This window comes from Kribbella pratensis, from assembly GCF_004366075.1.
Lineage (GTDB): Bacteria > Actinomycetota > Actinomycetes > Propionibacteriales > Kribbellaceae > Kribbella > Kribbella pratensis.
This window is the reverse complement of the sequence record NZ_SODU01000003.1, coordinates 819311-833887: the sequence shown is the minus strand read 5'-3', so window position 1 is coordinate 833887 and position 14577 is coordinate 819311. Positions and strand designations below refer to the sequence as shown.

At 69.5% G+C, this 14577-nt stretch carries 15 protein-coding genes; 9 read left to right on the top strand and 6 right to left on the bottom strand.

Features of this window, described 5'->3' with window-relative positions; genetic code table 11:
- Positions 1–44 precede the first annotated feature (44 nt).
- The gene (locus EV137_RS28180) at positions 45–827 is read right to left on the bottom strand and encodes an LLM class flavin-dependent oxidoreductase (RefSeq protein WP_134131415.1); all 783 of its coding nucleotides are present in this window, start codon (positions 825–827) and stop codon (positions 45–47) included.
- A 599-nt stretch (positions 828–1426) separates the two neighbouring features.
- Positions 1427–2167 carry an SDR family NAD(P)-dependent oxidoreductase gene (locus EV137_RS28175; protein WP_134131414.1) on the bottom strand — a complete coding sequence of 247 codons (741 nt, stop codon included), beginning with the start codon at positions 2165–2167 and terminating at the stop codon, positions 1427–1429.
- Between the two features lie 141 nt (positions 2168–2308).
- Here EV137_RS28175 and EV137_RS28170 point away from each other — a divergent pair, with 141 nt between their 5' ends.
- Genes EV137_RS28170 through EV137_RS28155 form a run of 4 tightly spaced genes read left to right on the top strand, consistent with a single transcriptional unit; the run spans position 2309 to position 5411 of the window.
- On the top strand, positions 2309–3781 hold the full coding sequence (locus EV137_RS28170; RefSeq protein WP_134131413.1) for an AlkA N-terminal domain-containing protein: 1473 nt from the start codon (positions 2309–2311) through the stop codon (positions 3779–3781).
- A 3-nt stretch (positions 3782–3784) separates the two neighbouring features.
- A complete protein-coding gene (locus EV137_RS28165) occupies positions 3785–4339 on the top strand; it encodes a GNAT family N-acetyltransferase (protein ID WP_134131412.1) in 555 nt (184 codons plus the stop codon).
- Positions 4336–4827 carry a methylated-DNA--[protein]-cysteine S-methyltransferase gene (locus tag EV137_RS28160; RefSeq protein ID WP_134131411.1) on the top strand — a complete coding sequence of 164 codons (492 nt, stop codon included), beginning with the start codon at positions 4336–4338 and terminating at the stop codon, positions 4825–4827. Before EV137_RS28165 ends, EV137_RS28160 begins: the two co-directional genes overlap by 4 nt.
- 26 nt (positions 4828–4853) lie before the next feature.
- On the top strand, positions 4854–5411 hold the full coding sequence (locus tag EV137_RS28155) for a YdeI/OmpD-associated family protein (RefSeq protein ID WP_134131410.1): 558 nt from the start codon (positions 4854–4856) through the stop codon (positions 5409–5411).
- A 77-nt stretch (positions 5412–5488) separates the two neighbouring features.
- Here EV137_RS28155 and EV137_RS28150 read toward each other — a convergent pair whose 3' ends face one another.
- On the bottom strand, positions 5489–6715 hold the full coding sequence (locus tag EV137_RS28150; RefSeq protein ID WP_134131409.1) for a cation:proton antiporter: 1227 nt from the start codon (positions 6713–6715) through the stop codon (positions 5489–5491).
- A gap of 2 nt (positions 6716–6717) precedes the next feature.
- A complete protein-coding gene (locus EV137_RS28145; RefSeq protein WP_134131408.1) occupies positions 6718–7194 on the bottom strand; it encodes a cation:proton antiporter regulatory subunit in 477 nt (158 codons plus the stop codon).
- Between the two features lie 130 nt (positions 7195–7324).
- On the opposite strand from EV137_RS28145, the gene EV137_RS41865 reads away from it, so the two are divergent.
- From EV137_RS41865 to EV137_RS28130, 3 genes are all read left to right on the top strand, one after another.
- Positions 7325–7867: a PadR family transcriptional regulator gene (locus tag EV137_RS41865; RefSeq protein WP_134131407.1), complete on the top strand. Its 543-nt coding sequence runs from the start codon at positions 7325–7327 to the stop codon at positions 7865–7867.
- The gene (locus EV137_RS28135; protein WP_134131406.1) at positions 7864–9876 is read left to right on the top strand and encodes an NADPH-dependent 2,4-dienoyl-CoA reductase; all 2013 of its coding nucleotides are present in this window, start codon (positions 7864–7866) and stop codon (positions 9874–9876) included. The genes EV137_RS41865 and EV137_RS28135 overlap by 4 nt, the downstream gene beginning before the upstream one ends.
- Before the next feature lie 208 nt (positions 9877–10084).
- Positions 10085–11317, top strand: a complete 1233-nt coding sequence (locus tag EV137_RS28130; RefSeq protein WP_134006090.1) for an FAD-dependent monooxygenase — start codon at positions 10085–10087, stop codon at positions 11315–11317.
- On the opposite strand, the gene EV137_RS28125 is transcribed toward EV137_RS28130, so the two are convergent.
- A complete protein-coding gene (locus EV137_RS28125; protein ID WP_134006092.1) occupies positions 11267–11857 on the bottom strand; it encodes a TIGR03086 family metal-binding protein in 591 nt (196 codons plus the stop codon). The genes EV137_RS28130 and EV137_RS28125 overlap by 51 nt on opposite strands.
- Before the next feature lie 135 nt (positions 11858–11992).
- Positions 11993–12583 (bottom strand): HhH-GPD-type base excision DNA repair protein, encoded by a 591-nt coding sequence (locus tag EV137_RS28120; protein ID WP_134006094.1) that lies wholly within the window; start codon positions 12581–12583, stop codon positions 11993–11995.
- Positions 12584–12676: 93 nt separating this feature from the next.
- On the opposite strand from EV137_RS28120, the gene EV137_RS28115 reads away from it, so the two are divergent.
- Together EV137_RS28115 and EV137_RS28110 are read left to right on the top strand one after the other, a co-directional pair.
- Positions 12677–13576 (top strand): GntR family transcriptional regulator, encoded by a 900-nt coding sequence (locus EV137_RS28115; protein WP_134131405.1) that lies wholly within the window; start codon positions 12677–12679, stop codon positions 13574–13576.
- Positions 13577–13603: 27 nt separating this feature from the next.
- The gene (locus EV137_RS28110) at positions 13604–14479 is read left to right on the top strand and encodes a hypothetical protein (RefSeq protein ID WP_238175597.1); all 876 of its coding nucleotides are present in this window, start codon (positions 13604–13606) and stop codon (positions 14477–14479) included.
- The last annotated feature ends 98 nt before the right edge of the window (positions 14480–14577 follow it).

Below are 14577 nucleotides of genomic sequence, written 5' to 3'. Positions count from 1 at the left end.
AAACAATCCGCAGTCTCTCCCGGAGCCGTCGCGCTGTCAACGGTTCAGAGTGTCGGCGGGCCCTGACGCACGATGGCCTCGGTCTCTGCGACGGAGAGCGGCGGGATCCATCGCCCCCACCACGTCGCGCCGGCTTCCGCGAACGCGGCCGGGTCCCCGCCGCTCACCTTCACGTCAAGGTCCCGGCCGCCGTCGGCACGTAGCGCGCGGACGTCGTCCGGCGTGATCTGCTGGGGTGCGTCCGTGCTGCCTTTGTACGCGCAGGACCCGTCCCAGCGAAGGATCCGCCGCCGTACCGACGGCACGAGAAAGTTGCCTCCTACCCAGATCGGGATCCTCGGCTCCTGCACCGGCCGGGCCGTCAGTTGCGCGTCCTTCAGCGTGTAGTGCTTCCCGCTGTAGGTCACCGGCTGCCCGGTCCACAGTTGGTCGATGACCGCGAGCCCTTCGTCGAGCATCTCCGCGAGCACCCGCGGATCGTCGCTCTCCATGAACGGGTCCCCTGGATCCCCGATCCCGACCCCGAGGATCATCCGGCCGCCGGACAGCTGATCCACCGCCACCGCCTCTGCCGCCACCTTCCACGGCCTCCGCCTCGGCAAGGGAGTGACGGTCGTCCCGATCCGGATCCGCTCGGTGGTCATCGCCATCGCCGCCAGACAAACCCATGGATCGTACGTCGGCTGAGACACATCCCCCTGGTAGACCAGATAGTCCTCCAGAAACAACCCGTCCCACCCCGCCCCCTCCACAACCTTCGCCAACTCCGCGAGCCCCCGCGGATCCCGCCCGACCCCCACAGCCCCCACTGTCACCGAAAACCTCATGCCTCGACGCTAACCCCACCCACCGACACCCCACGCCACCCGCTCTGCCCAGAGGACAACCGGCACTCCTGCCCGATCTCGCCTCCGCCGGCTGCCCGCTACGTGGGCGGTGATCAGCCCGATCCTGACTCATGCAACAGGCAATGGTGAGTCGGCACCTGCTATTGCCGGTCCCCAGTCCCCACCGCCTGTCCCCACTCCCACCTCCCCGCCGCCACCCCTTCCGTGGCGCCCGCCGCCACCCCACCGCCACCCCGCCGCCACCCCACCGCCACCCCACCGCCACCCCACCCGCCGCCGCCCGCCGTCGCCGCGCCGGTTGGCCATCCCACCCGTTGAGCAGACGACGGGTTATCCCCTCGCGTGCAGGGTTCTCCCCTCGTGTAAGAGCAGAGAACCCATAACGCGGGGGGATATCCCGTCGTGTTGGCGTGGTGGGGTGACGCGACCACGGAGGCGGTGGGTGGGGTTGGGGTGTGCGGACGAACGGGTAGTGCCGGGGTGGGACGGGCTGCGGGTGAGCGGCTTGGCGCTCGGGCGCGCGGTGCAGTAGTTCCGTGGTGCGGGCCGCGGCGGTGCACTACCCGTTCTTGTGCACGTCAGGCGGTGTGGCCGCCGTCGATGGTTAGGGCGGTGCCGGTGATGTACGACGCGTTCGGGCCGGCCAGGTAGCTGATGGCGGCTGCTACCTCGGTGGGGGTGCCGAAGCGGGGGAGGGACAGGTTGGTGAGTTGGGCGGCGGCGAAGGGGCCGTCGGACGGGTTCATGTCGGTGTCGATCGGGCCGGGGTGGACGACGTTGGACGTGATGCCGCGTGGTCCGAGTTCGCGGGCGAGGCTCTTGCTCAGGCCGGTCATCGCGGACTTGCTCATCGCGTACAGCGTCATCCCCGGCCCGGGCACCCGCCCCGTCACGCAGCTGCCGAGGTGGATCATCCGGGCGCCGTCGGACAGGTGCGGTACGGCGGCCTGCGCGGCCACATAGGCCCCGCGGACGTTGACCGCGATCACCCGGTCGACGTCCTCCAACGAGAGGTCGGTGATCGGAGCGATCGCACCGACGCCGGCGTTGTTGACCAGGATGTCCAACCCACCAAGGGTTTCCGCAGCCCGCCGTACGCCGTCACCGACCGCCGCCGCGTCACCCGAGTCGACCGCATAGGCGAACCCGCGCCGCCCGAGCGCCTCGATCTCCTTCACCACCGAAGCCGCGGCGTCCGCGGACGAGTTGTAGGTGATCGCGACATCCGCACCACGCTCCGCCAGTGCGACGGCGGTCGCCGCGCCGATCCCGCGGCTGCCACCGGTGACGAGGGCCTTCTTGCCAAGTAGTTCGTTCATGCCTTCAACTTCAGCGGCACGACGACGGCGAAGCTGGCGAGAATCGGCCACCGGATCCTCGCGTCGCAAAACCGCGACCGCCTCACTTCGATGTCGTAAAACCGCTAGGAACTGTCGGTGGGGGCAGGGATGCTGGAGGGTGTGTACGAGTGTAGGGAGCGATGCATCCGGGCGGTGCAGTCCAAGGACGCGCGGTTCGACGGGTGGTTCTTCACGGCGGTCCTGACCACCAAGATCTACTGCCGGCCGAGCTGTCCGGTGGTGCCGCCGAAGGTCGAGAACATGCGGTTCTACCCGAGCGCCGCGGCCGCCCAGCAGGCCGGGTTCCGCGCCTGTAAGCGGTGCCGTCCCGATGCGAGCCCGGGCTCACCCGAGTGGAACGACCGCGCCGACCTGGTCGCCCGGGCGATGCGCCTGATCGCGGACGGCGTCGTCGACCGCGACGGCGTACCGGGGCTGGCCGGTCAGCTCGGGTACAGCGTTCGCCAGGTGCAACGCCAGCTCCAGGCCGAGCTCGGCGCGGGCCCGCTCGCGCTTGCTCGGGCGCAACGTGCACAGACCGCCCGGCTGCTGATCGAGACGAGTGAGCTGCAGATGGCGGACGTGGCGTTCGCCGCCGGCTTCTCCAGCGTCCGCACCTTCAACGAAACCGTGCAGGAGGTCTTCGCACTCGCGCCGACGGAGTTGCGCCGAAGAGCACGCAGGGGTACGACGTCTGCCACGCCCGGAACGATCTCGCTCCGGCTCCCGTTCCGCGCACCGTTGACGCCCGACAACCTGTTCGGTCACCTGATCGCGACCGGCGTACCGGGTGTCGAGGAGTGGCGCGACGGCCACTACCGTCGCACGCTGCGGCTCCCGCACGGGCACGGTGTCGTCGCCCTGCGGCCGATGCCGGACCACATCGCCTGCCAGCTCTCGCTCACCGATCAACGCGATCTCGCGATCGCGATCAGCCGGTGCCGCCGGATGCTCGACCTCGACGCGGACCCGGTCGCCGTCGACGACCTGCTCAGCACCGATCCCGTACTCGCTCCGCTGATCGCGAAGGCGCCCGGCCGCCGGGTCCCGCACACGGTCGACGGCGAGGAGTTCGCCGTACGCGCGGTGCTCGGCCAGCAGGTGTCGACGGCAGCGGCACGGACGCACGCGCACCGCCTCGTCCTGCAGCACGGCGAGCCGATCGAGGATGCGGCCGGCGGGCTCACACATCTGTTCCCGACGATGCAGGCGCTGGCCGAGCTCGACCCGGAGACCCTGGCGTTCCCGAAGTCTCGCCGTACGACGCTCACCACGCTGATCGCGACGCTCGCGCGCGGTGAGATCGACCTGGGCGCCGGCGCCGACTGGGATCGTGCGCGCGAGCAACTGGCCGCGCTGCCCGGGATCGGGCCGTGGACGGTGGAGTCGATCGCGATGCGCGCGCTCGGTGACCCGGATGCCTTCGTGGCCAGCGATCTGGGCATCCGGTACGCCGCGCGTGACCTAGGCTTGTCCGAGGCCCCCAAACTCCTGACCGACCACGCCCGCGCGTGGCGGCCTTGGCGTGCGTACGCCGTGCAGTACCTGTGGGCCACCGGCGACCATGCGATCAACAAGATCCCCACGGAGTGACGAATGACCGAACTAATCACGGACCGGCTGCTGCTGCGCAATTGGCGCGACTCCGATCGGGAGCCGTTCGCGGCGCTGAATGCGGACCCGGCGGTGATGGAGCACTTCCCGGCTCTGCAGACGCGTGAGCAGAGCGACTCCCTGATCGACCGGCAGATCCCCGCCATCGAGGAGCGCGGGTGGGGGCTGTGGGCGGTGGAGGTGCGGGACACTGGTGAGTTCATCGGGTTCACCGGCCTGTCGGTGCCGAGCTTCGAGGCACACTTCATGCCGGCCGTGGAGATCGGCTGGCGGCTCGCGAAGGGTGCCTGGGGCAACGGCTACGCGACCGAGGCGGCCCGCGCGGCGCTGGCCCACGGCTTCGGGCCGGCCGGGCTGGACGCGGTCGTCTCGTTCACCACGACCACGAATCTGCCGTCCCAGCGCGTCATGCAGCGGATCGGCATGGTGCACGACGAGCCCGGCGACTTCGACCACCCGCGCATCGAGGAGGGCCACCGGCTGCAGCGGCATGTGCTCTACCGGATCGACCGCGCGCAGTGGGAGTCCACCCGGTGACGTACGCCGTCGTCGACAGCCCGCTCGGTCCGCTCACGCTCGTGGGGACCGATGCGGGCGAGTTGACCGGGCTGTACATGGACCAGCAGCGCTACCGCCCGGAGCAGGCGGGCTTCGGTGATCGCGACGACGCGGTCCTCCCCGCGGTGGCCGAGCAGTTGGACGAGTACTTCCATCACGGCCGCACGACCTTCGACGTACCGCTGCACCTCGTCGGTACGCCGTTCCAGCGTGACGTCTGGGTCGCACTCCAGGACATCCCGTACGGCACGACCACGACGTACGGCGGTCTTGCTGAAACGCTCGGCCTGAGGCCGGGATCGGCTCGGGCGGTCGGGCTGGCGAACGGGAAGAACCCGATCAGCATCATCGTGCCGTGCCACCGGCTGGTCGGCTCGACCGGCAACCTCACCGGGTACGGCGGCGGCATCGAACGCAAGCGGACGCTGCTCGATCACGAACGCGGAGAAAAACTGCTCACTGGATGAGCACTTATCCGGCGCATGCTGGTTTCATGAACGAGATCGAGGCTCTGAACTGCGCGGATGTCGACGAGTGGCGTGGCTGGCTGACCGCCAACGGGCGGAGTGAACGGTCCGTCTGGCTCGTCGTGCATCGCGAGGCGGACGGTCTGAACCTGGCGGCCGCGGTCGAGCATGCGCTGTGCTTCGGGTGGATCGACAGCAAGACGATCCGGCGCGACGAGCGGACGACGTACCAGTGCTTCACACCGCGGAACCCGCGGAGCACCTGGAGCAAGGTGAACCGCGAGCGGGTCGAGCGACTGACCGCAGCGGGGTTGATGATGCCGCCGGGGGAGGAGTTGGTGGCGCACGCCCGGAGCACCGGGACGTGGGATCTGCTCGCCGACGCGCAGAACCTGATCGTCCCGCCCGACCTGCGGGCCGCGCTGGCGGCAGACCCGCGAGCGGACGAGAATTTCCGGGCCTTCCCGCCGTCGGCCCGCCGGACGATCCTCGAGTGGATCACCCTCGCCAAGCGCGCGGAGACGCGGGAGCGCCGGATTGCTGAGACCGTCGCACAAGCCGCCAACGGCAACCGGGTGCGCTGACGGCCGAGAACGTCGGCCAATTCCGCGTACGACCGAGAACGTCGGCCAGTCCGCTGACGGCTCAGAGGACCGCCGGGTCAGCCGGCTGTGTGGGCGGTGTCGTCCAAGCGCTCGACGGCAGTGACATCGGTCGGTTCCGTCGGCTTGGTGGGTTTGTGGGTGAGGCGGCGGGCGAGCGGTTCGGTGTAGCGGGCCGCAACCGGGCCGAGGATGACCAGGATCAGCACGTACGCCGTGGCCAGCGGACCGAGCTTCGGTTCGACACCGACCGCGAGGCCGGCGATGACGATCGAGAATTCACCTCGCGCGACCAGGGTCCCGCCCGCGCGCCAGCGACCCGCGGTCGAGATGCCCGCACGCCGAGCGGCGTACCAGCCGGTGATGATCTTGGTGAGCGCGGTGAGGATCGCCAGCCCGAACGCGATCGCCAGCACCGGCGGGATCTTCGCCGGATCGGTGCTCAACCCGAAGAACACGAAGAACACCGCGGCGAACAGGTCACGCAGCGGACTGAGCAGGTTCCGGGCGCCGTGGGCGACCTCGCCGGACAACGCGATACCGACCAGGAACGCGCCGACCGCGGCCGACACCTGCAACTGTTGTGCGATTCCCGCGACGAGCAGTGTGAGGCCGAGGACGACGAGCAGCAGCATCTCCGGGTTGTCCGAGGAAACGGCCCGGCTGATGACACGCCCGTACCGGAGCGCGATGAACAGCACCACGCTGACGGTCCCGAGCGAGATCAGCAGCGTGATGCTTCCGCCGGCCAGTCCGACGCCGGCCAGCAGCGCGGTGAGGATCGGCAGGTAGACCGCCATCGACAGGTCCTCGAGCACCAGGATCCCCAGGATCACCGGCGTTTCCCGATTACCCAGCCGACCGAGATCTCCGACGACCTTCGCGATCACGCCGGACGACGAGATCCAGGTGACACCGGCCAGCGCGACCGCCGCGACCGGACCCCAGCCGAGCAGCAACGCGACCGCCGCGCCGGGCAACGCGTTCAGCAGGAAGTCGACCGCTCCGGAGATGTACTGCGTCTTCAGTGTGCTGACGAGATCGGAGGCCGTGTACTCGAGCCCGAGCAGCAACAGCAGCAGGATCACGCCGATCTCGGCGCCGGTGGCGACGAACTCCTCGCTCGCCGCCAAGGGCAACAACCCGCCGTGCCCGAACGCCAGACCGGCCAGCAGATAAAGGGGAATCGGCGAGAAGCCGAGGCGGCCGGCGATCCGGCCGAGGATGCCGAGGGCAAGGATGACCGCGCCCAACTCGATCAGCAGGGCAGTGATGTTCTCGTGCATGCTCAGCCGCCTGCGATCAGATCGGCCACGGCGTCGACGCCCTCACGGGTGCCGACGACCACCAGGGTGTCGCCGGTCGCGAACCGGAAGTCCGGCGTCGGCGACGGGGTCGCCCCGGTACGCCGCAGTACCGCGACGATCGACGCGCCGGTGCGGCTGCGGGCCTGGGTGTCGCCGAGCGTCCGGCCGGAGTACGGCGACTTGGCGGTGATCGGGATGTGCTCCGTGACCAGGTCGATCTCGATCTCGCCGCGGACCGGGTCGAGCTGCTCCGGGATCAGCAGCTGCGCGAGCGCGGCCGCCTCGCCCTGACCCAAGGGGACGCTGGCCTGGCACTCGTCGTCGTCCTCGGGATTGTGGAAGCCGAGGAACCGCCGCCCGTCGTTGTGCACCACCACCGAGACGTGCTTTCCGGTCTCGGTGACCAGGTCGTACCGCACGCCGATACCGGGCAACATCGTCTTGGTCGGGTGGTTCATGATGCTCCGCTCCGGGATAGATGGCGTCTGCAACCATTCTCTCAAAGCGGGCAAGGCTTGTTCGGGCAAGTGATGTGACCTGGGATGCAATCAGGTGCAGTGCAACTGGTTGCATAGGTAGCCTCAGGTCATGGCGCTGGAGCACGCGATTCTGGTATCGCTGACCGAGCGGGCCGGGTCCGGGTACGAGTTGGCCCGGCGGTTCGACCGGTCGATCGGGTACTTCTGGCCGGCCACGCATCAGCAGATCTACCGGGTGCTGCGCCGGATGGACGAGGCGGGCTGGGTCAAGCACACGGAGATCGGCCAGGACGGACGCCCGGACAAGAAGGTGTACCGGGTCGCGGCGGCCGGGCGTGCGGAGTTGTCACGCTGGCTGGCCGAGCCGGAGGATCCCGCCGTACTGCGGGACGGTCTCGGGGTGAAGTTGCGCGGCGCCTCGCTCGGGTCGGTCGAACTCGTGCTGAAGGAGATCGAGCGGCACCGGGCCGAGCACGCGACGCGACTCGAGGTGTACCGCGGGATCCAGAAGCGGGACTTCCCGAAGCCGTCCGGCCTGCGCGGCCGCGAGTTGCACCAGTACCTCGTACTGCGCGGCGGGGTCCGCGCCGAGGAGTCCTTCGTCGCCTGGTGCGACGAAGTGATCGACGCCCTCCGGAAGGACAACAAGTGAGTTCTTATCCACACCTGCTGGAGCCGTTGGATCTCGGCCATGTGGTCCTGCCGAACCGGGTGATCATGGGGTCGATGCACACCGGGCTCGAGGATCGGTTGAGCGATCTGCCCAAGCTGGCGGCGTACTTCGCCGAGCGTGCTCGCGGTGGCGTCGGCCTGATGGTGACCGGTGGCTACGCGCCGAACCGCACCGGCTGGCTGACACCCTTCGGATCGACCCTCGTCAACCGGCGACAGGCCCGGAAGCATCGCCTGCTCACCGATGCCGTGCACGCCGAGGGCAGCCGGATCGCGCTCCAGATCCTGCACGCCGGCCGGTACTCGTACCACCCGTTCAGCGTCTCCGCCTCCGCACTGAAGGCCCCGATCAACCCGTTCAAGCCCCGCGCCCTGTCCGATCGCGGCGTCCGCAAGCAGATCGAGGCGTACGTCGACTGCGCGGCGCTCGCCCGCGAGGCCGGGTACGACGGCGTCGAGATCATGGGGTCCGAGGGGTACTTCATCAACCAGTTCCTGTCCGAGCGCACGAACAAGCGGACCGACCGCTGGGGCGGCAGCCCGGAGAACCGTCGCCGGCTCGCGGTGGAGATCGTCCGGCGGACCCGGGAACGGGTCGGCGACGACTTCCTGATCATCTACCGGCTGTCGATGGCCGACCTGGTCGAGGGTGGGCAGACCTGGGACGACGTGGTTGCTCTGGGCAAGGAGATCGAGGCGGCCGGGGCGTCGATCATCAACACCGGGATCGGCTGGCACGAGGCGCGGGTCCCGACGATCGTCACGTCCGTGCCCCGAGCTGCGTTCACCAGCGTGACCGCGGCGTTCAAGCCGCACGTCAAGATCCCGGTCGTCACGTCGAACCGGATCAACCTCCCGCAGGTCGCCGAAGAGGTTCTCGCCCGTGGTGACGCCGACCTGGTCAGCATGGCCCGCCCGTTCCTGGCCGATCCGGAGTGGGTGCTGAAGGCAACGACCGACCGGGCCGACGAGATCAACGTCTGCATCGCCTGCAACCAGGCGTGTCTGGATCATGTGTTCGCGAAGAAGAAGGCGAGCTGCATGGTCAACCCGCGGGCCGCTCGCGAGACCGAACTGCAGTTGCTCCCGACCCGGCGTACCAAGAGCATCGCTGTCGTCGGGGCCGGCCCGGCTGGTCTCGCGGCGGCGGTGACGGCGGCCGAGCGCGGGCATCACGTGGAGCTGTTCGAGGCGGATGCGGAGATCGGCGGACAGTTCGGGATCGCGCAGCAGATCCCGGGCAAGGAGGAGTTCGCCGAGACGATCAGGTACTACCGGCGGCGGCTCGAACTGACCGGCGTCAAGCTGCACCTCGGCCGCCGCGCCGGGGTCGACGACCTGGCCGGGTTCGACGAGATCGTGCTCGCGACCGGCGTCGTACCGCGAGTGCCCGCGATCCCCGGCATCGATCACCCCAAGGTCCTTTCGTACGTCGAGGTTGTCCGCGAACGTCAACCGGTCGGGGACACGGTCGCGGTGATCGGGGCCGGCGGGATCGGGGTGGATGTCAGCGAGTTCCTGACCACCACGTCGCCGGATCTCGCCGCGTGGAAGGCGGAGTGGGGTGTCGGTGATCCGACGTTGCTCCGGGGTGCGCTCGCCGTACCGCGGCCGGAACCGTCGCTGCGCAAGGTGTATCTCCTGCAGCGCAAGGCGGGGAAGATCGGCGCCGGGCTCGGCAAGACGACCGGGTGGGTGCATCGGGCGGCGTTGAAGAACAAGCAGGTCGAGCAGTTGCGTGGCGTGAACTACGAACGCATCGACGACGAAGGCCTGCACGTCACGTTCGGCCCGAAACGCGAGAAGCCGCGCGTGCTCGCCGTCGACACGGTCGTCGTCTGCGCCGGCCAGGAACCGGTCCGCGACCTCGCCGACGCGCTCCGCGCCACCGGCCGTTCGGTCCACCTGATCGGCGGAGCGGACGTCGCGGCCGAGCTCGACGCGAAACGAGCGATCGAGCAAGCGACCCGGCTCGCTCTCGCGCTCTGAGGCGGACCTCAGCCACTCACCAACCAGCTCGCGGTCGACGGCCTCACGCTCAGCGTGGGGCGTCGGAGGGCGGCTGACCGAGGTTGGTGAGTGGGAGCGGTCCGCGCCTAGTGCACCAACAACCGGTGCACTAGTGCGCGCTGGCGGCATTCCCTTCACCTAGTGCACCGTGTACAGCGTACGCGCACTAGTGAAGGGGAGCTGGGATATGAAGACTGTGCTGATTTCCGGTGGTGGGATTGCGGGTCCGGCGCTGGCGTTCTGGTTGCGGCGGTTCGGGTTCGCGCCGACGGTGGTCGAGATCGCGTCGGCGCCGCGGCCGGGTGGGCAGACCGTGGACCTGCGCGGGGTGTCGCGCGTGGTGGCCGAGCGGATGGGGCTGATGCCGGCCGTCGCCGAGCGGCAGCTGCACGAGCGCGGGCTCGCGTACGTGAAGGGCGACGGGCGGCAGGCCGCGGCGATGCCCGCGGAACTGCTCGACGGCGCCGGGCCGGTCGCGGAGATCGAGATCCTCCGCGGCGACCTCGCCGGGATCCTCGCCGACGCGACGAGCGAGGTGGAGTACCTGTACGGCGACTCGGTCGCCGAACTGACGCAGGATGCGAGCGGCGTCGACGTGACGTTCGCGAGCGGGACGCGACGGCGGTTCGATCTCGTCATCGGCGCGGACGGGGTGCATTCGCGGGTACGGCGGCTCGCGTTCGGGCCGGAGGAGCAGTTCGTGCACCACCTCGGCGGCTACACCTCGTACTTCACAGTCGAGGCGCCCGAGGACCTGGACCATTGGATGAAGCTCTACACCGCTCCGGGCGGGCGCTGGGTCGGCCTGCGGCCGGATCGCGATCCGCGGTTCGCGAAGGCCCTGTTGAGCTTCCGGTCGCCTGTGCTCACGTACGACCGGCGTGATCTGGAGGCGCAGAAGCAGCTGGTGCGGTCGCGCTACGAGGGGCTCGGCTGGCACACCCCGCAGATCCTCAACGGGCTGGACGCGGCGGACGACTTCTACTTCGACACCATCAGCCGGGTCGAGGTGCCGGAATGGTCCCGCGGCCGGGTCGCGCTGGTCGGTGACGCCGGGTACTGCGGTTCACCGATGGCCGGCCACGGTACGGCGCTCTCACTCGTCGGCGCGTATGTGCTCGCGGGCGAGTTGGCCGCTGCGCAGGGCGATCACGTCCGCGCGTTCCCGGCGTACCAGAACCGGATGCAGGCGTACGTCGAGCAGCGGATGGAGCTGCCGCCGGGCGGGATCAAGATGGCGATGCCGATGAGCCGGTTCGGGATCGCGTACCGGGACTTCGTGCTGCGGGTGATGACGTCGCGGCTGCTGGCCGGCGTACTCGCGAAGTCGGCCGTCGCGAAGCCGGACGCGATCGACCTGCCCGACTACTCAGTCCAGCGGGCTGACCCACTCCGGGTTGCGGCCGAGGAGGCCGAGTAGCTGGTCGAGGTCGGGGGCCGTGCCGGAGACCTTGACGCTGCGTTCGAACGCGTAGCCGGCGCCGCGGTTCGCATCGGTGTCGGGGATCCGGCGGGCCAGGGTGAGCGCCATCTCGACCATGTCCGGCGGCGGGTTGTACGGGACGTCGATCGCGCGGGCCAGGTCCCAGGCGTGCACGATGCAGTCGAGCTGGTGGAAGGTCAGCGCGATCCGGCGGGGGAACGAGCCGAACTCGCGGACCTCCACCAGCCGGTCCAGCGCGCCGCCGTCGGCGAACGCGTCCGCGACCCGCACGTTCGAGCGGCGATAGGCGCCGGCCGGGTTGTCGCCGAGGCGACCGCCGGTCCAGACGTGCACAGAGGCCGAGCCGTTCAGCGCGGCCGCGGCGAGGCCCTCGTTCTGGCTGACCAGATGGCGCATCAGGCCACGCACCGTCCAGTCGGGGCACGGGGTGGGAAACCACAGGTGTTCGGGCCGTACCTGCATCACGACTTCCCCGAGCACCGCGCCGGCCCTGCGATCCAGATCCCGGATATCCATCCGCGCTCCTCCCATCGCCTTAAGGAGCATAGGCCGGTACGGCGGACTTCGCAGGGAATCGCGTGGAGTACAACGGACATCCCGCGGCGGGTTGCAACAGGTTGGGCCCGAGTGTCGCGGCAGACGCGCGAGCGGTCAGGCGCCGGCGGGTTCCTTGGCGGCTGCCTTTGCGGCCTTCTTGAAGGAGCGGACCTCGGCGAGGGACGCGGCGTCGGTGACGTCGGCGATGGAGCGGCGGGAGCCGCGGTCGCCGTAGCTGCCCGCGGCCTCACGCCAGCCCTTCGGCGCTACGCCGCGCTGCTTGCCGAGCAGGGCCAGGAAGATCTTCGCTTTCTGCTCGCCGAATCCGGGCAGCGCCTTCAGACGCTTCAGCACCTCGGCGCCGTCGGGCTTCGGGCGGCCGGAGAGCCAGATGTTGGCGGTCTCACCGTCGTACTTCTCGATGATCTCCTGCGCGAGGGCGTGCACCCGGCGGGCCATCGAGCCGCCGTACCGGTGGATCGCCGGCGGGGTGACGCAGAGTTCGACGAACGTCTCCAGGTCGGTCGCGGCGATCTTGTGCAGGTCGAAACCGTCCATCCGGTTCGCGATCTTCAACGGACCGGAGAAGGCGTGCTCCATCGGGTACTGCTGGTCGAGGAGCATGCCGACCAGCAAGGCGAACGGATCGTCGTTGAGCAACTTGTCGGCATCCGGGTTGCCGGTGAGGTGCAGTTCGCGCAGCATGCGGCCAATCTTGACACGGTTGAGGGGTGTCTGACGGCCTCTGGCGGCGAGGTAGTGCGCTTACGATGTACGCGCACTAGTTGAAGGAGACGTATGAATGCAGCGCCGTACCAGGTGATCGCGGCCGAGTTGCGGCGGCGGATCGAGGCCGGGGAGCTGTTGCCTGGGGATCGGGTGCCGTCGACGCGGGCGTTGGTCCGTGACTTCGGAGTGGCGATGGCGACCGCGACGAAGGCGTTGCAGGTGCTGCAGGCCGACCAGCTGGTGCATCCCGCGCCGGGGGTCGGGACCGTGGTCGGTCCGCCGCCGCGTTCCCGGCGTACGGCGATTGCACCCGATGGAGTGCCGGACCTCAATCGCGACGAGGTCGTGCGGATGGGGATCGCGATCGCGGACGCCGAAGGGCTGGCGGCGTTGTCGATGCGGCGGATCGCGGCCGAGCTCGGGGTGTCGACGATGGCGCTCTACCGGTACGTCGGTGGCAAGGACGCCCTGGTCGTGCAGATGGTGGATGCGGCGCTCGGAGAGTTTCCGCTCGGCGAGATTCCGGCGTACTGGCGGGATGCGGTGACGGCGGTGGCGCGGGTGCACTGGGCGGCGTACCGGCGGCATCTCTGGATGGCGAGTGCGATCAGTCTCAGCCGGCCGCAGCTGGTGCCGCGGTTGCTGCCGCACACGGACGCGGTGCTGCGGGCGTTGCGCGGGTTGGAGAAGGGCGCGGCGTTGTCGACGGTGATCAGCCTGTTCGCGTACGTGCGGGGGATCGCGTTGGTGATGGAGTCCGAGGCGCAGGCCGAGCAGGACACCGGGGTCACCGCGGACGAATGGGCTACCCGGCAGGGCGACCAGTTGGCGGCGATGATCGCGGCCGGGAACCTGACCGCGTTCCAGGAGTTGCTGGCCGACGGCTTCGAGTACGAGTACGACCTGGACCAGTTGTTCGAGTTCGGCCTTTCGGTCTTCCTGGATGGTCTCGCTTCCCGGCTACGCTGAGTGCTGACGACTTCTCCGGAGGTGGCGATGGAGCCTGTGTTCGCGCCGGGTGTGCCTGTTGGCGTGCGGCGGTTGTACGAGCACCGGCCGGAGTTGTTCGTGGCGGCCGACGCGCCGCGGCCGAAGCGGCAGACGTCCTGGTCGGTCGCGCCGGGCAACACGTTCGGGACGTTGCTCGTGTGGATCGCGGTGTGTGTCGGCGGGTGGATCCTGGCGCTCATCATCATGGCGGCGACGCTGCCGACCGCGGTAGCGGCGTGGGGCTCGGTCGCGCTCGCCGGGGTCGCGGCGCTCGCGACCGGCGGGATCCTGGTGAAGTCGGCGGTCGAGGACCGCGGGCACAAGGCGGTCCGCCTCCAGCACGGGAAGTACCTTCTGCCGGAGGACTTCGACGAGCCGGCCGCGCGGCTGCTCGCACGGGCGCAGCGGGCCGTGAAAACGGTGCTTGAGGCAACAGTTACCCGGCGTGGCCTGCTGGACGACGTACAGAACGAGCTCGTTCTGCCGGAGCAGTTGTGGGACATCGCGCAGGTGCTCCGCGAGCAGACCGTATTGCGGGCCAGGCAGCAGGACGTCGCGCGCGGAATGGCGACCGCCGAGCTCGACGCCGTACTCGGACCGCAGCGTCGTGCCCTCGCGCTCTCGGTGGACGCGATCAAGCGCAAGGTGGATCTGCTGGACCGGTACGCCGACCGCGTCCGCTCCGCCGACGCCGCGTTGCGTGCCGAGGCCGCGCTGGACGACGGCGACCGCTACATCGAGCTGCTCGCCCGCACCGAACCCGTCGGCGACACGTCCGTCGTACAGGGCTTCACCGACGAGGCCGGCGCCCTCAAGGACACCCTCACCCGATCCATCAACGCCGCCCGCGACGCCGGCCGAACGCTGGCGCTCCCGGAGTAACCTCTCCCCATTTGGTGGGTCAGCCAGCGAAATGAGGGGTTCTACACCCGGAACCACGGTGCAGAACCCCCGATTTGCTGGGTCAGCCAGGCAAATTG

Coding starts and splice junctions, on each gene's coding strand:
- EV137_RS28180 (WP_134131415.1), bottom strand. CDS start 827: ATGAGGTTTTCGGTGACAGTGGGGGCTGTGGGGGTCGGGCGGGATCCG.
- EV137_RS28175 (WP_134131414.1), bottom strand. CDS start 2,167: ATGAACGAACTACTTGGCAAGAAGGCCCTCGTCACCGGTGGCAGCCGC.
- EV137_RS28165 (WP_134131412.1), top strand. CDS start 3,785: ATGACCGAACTAATCACGGACCGGCTGCTGCTGCGCAATTGGCGCGAC.
- EV137_RS28155 (WP_134131410.1), top strand. CDS start 4,854: ATGAACGAGATCGAGGCTCTGAACTGCGCGGATGTCGACGAGTGGCGT.
- EV137_RS28150 (WP_134131409.1), bottom strand. CDS start 6,715: ATGCACGAGAACATCACTGCCCTGCTGATCGAGTTGGGCGCGGTCATC.
- EV137_RS28145 (WP_134131408.1), bottom strand. CDS start 7,194: ATGAACCACCCGACCAAGACGATGTTGCCCGGTATCGGCGTGCGGTAC.
- EV137_RS41865 (WP_134131407.1), top strand. CDS start 7,325: ATGGCGCTGGAGCACGCGATTCTGGTATCGCTGACCGAGCGGGCCGGG.
- EV137_RS28130 (WP_134006090.1), top strand. CDS start 10,085: ATGAAGACTGTGCTGATTTCCGGTGGTGGGATTGCGGGTCCGGCGCTG.
- EV137_RS28125 (WP_134006092.1), bottom strand. CDS start 11,857: ATGGATATCCGGGATCTGGATCGCAGGGCCGGCGCGGTGCTCGGGGAA.
- EV137_RS28120 (WP_134006094.1), bottom strand. CDS start 12,583: ATGCTGCGCGAACTGCACCTCACCGGCAACCCGGATGCCGACAAGTTG.
- EV137_RS28115 (WP_134131405.1), top strand. CDS start 12,677: ATGAATGCAGCGCCGTACCAGGTGATCGCGGCCGAGTTGCGGCGGCGG.
- EV137_RS28110 (WP_238175597.1), top strand. CDS start 13,604: ATGGAGCCTGTGTTCGCGCCGGGTGTGCCTGTTGGCGTGCGGCGGTTG.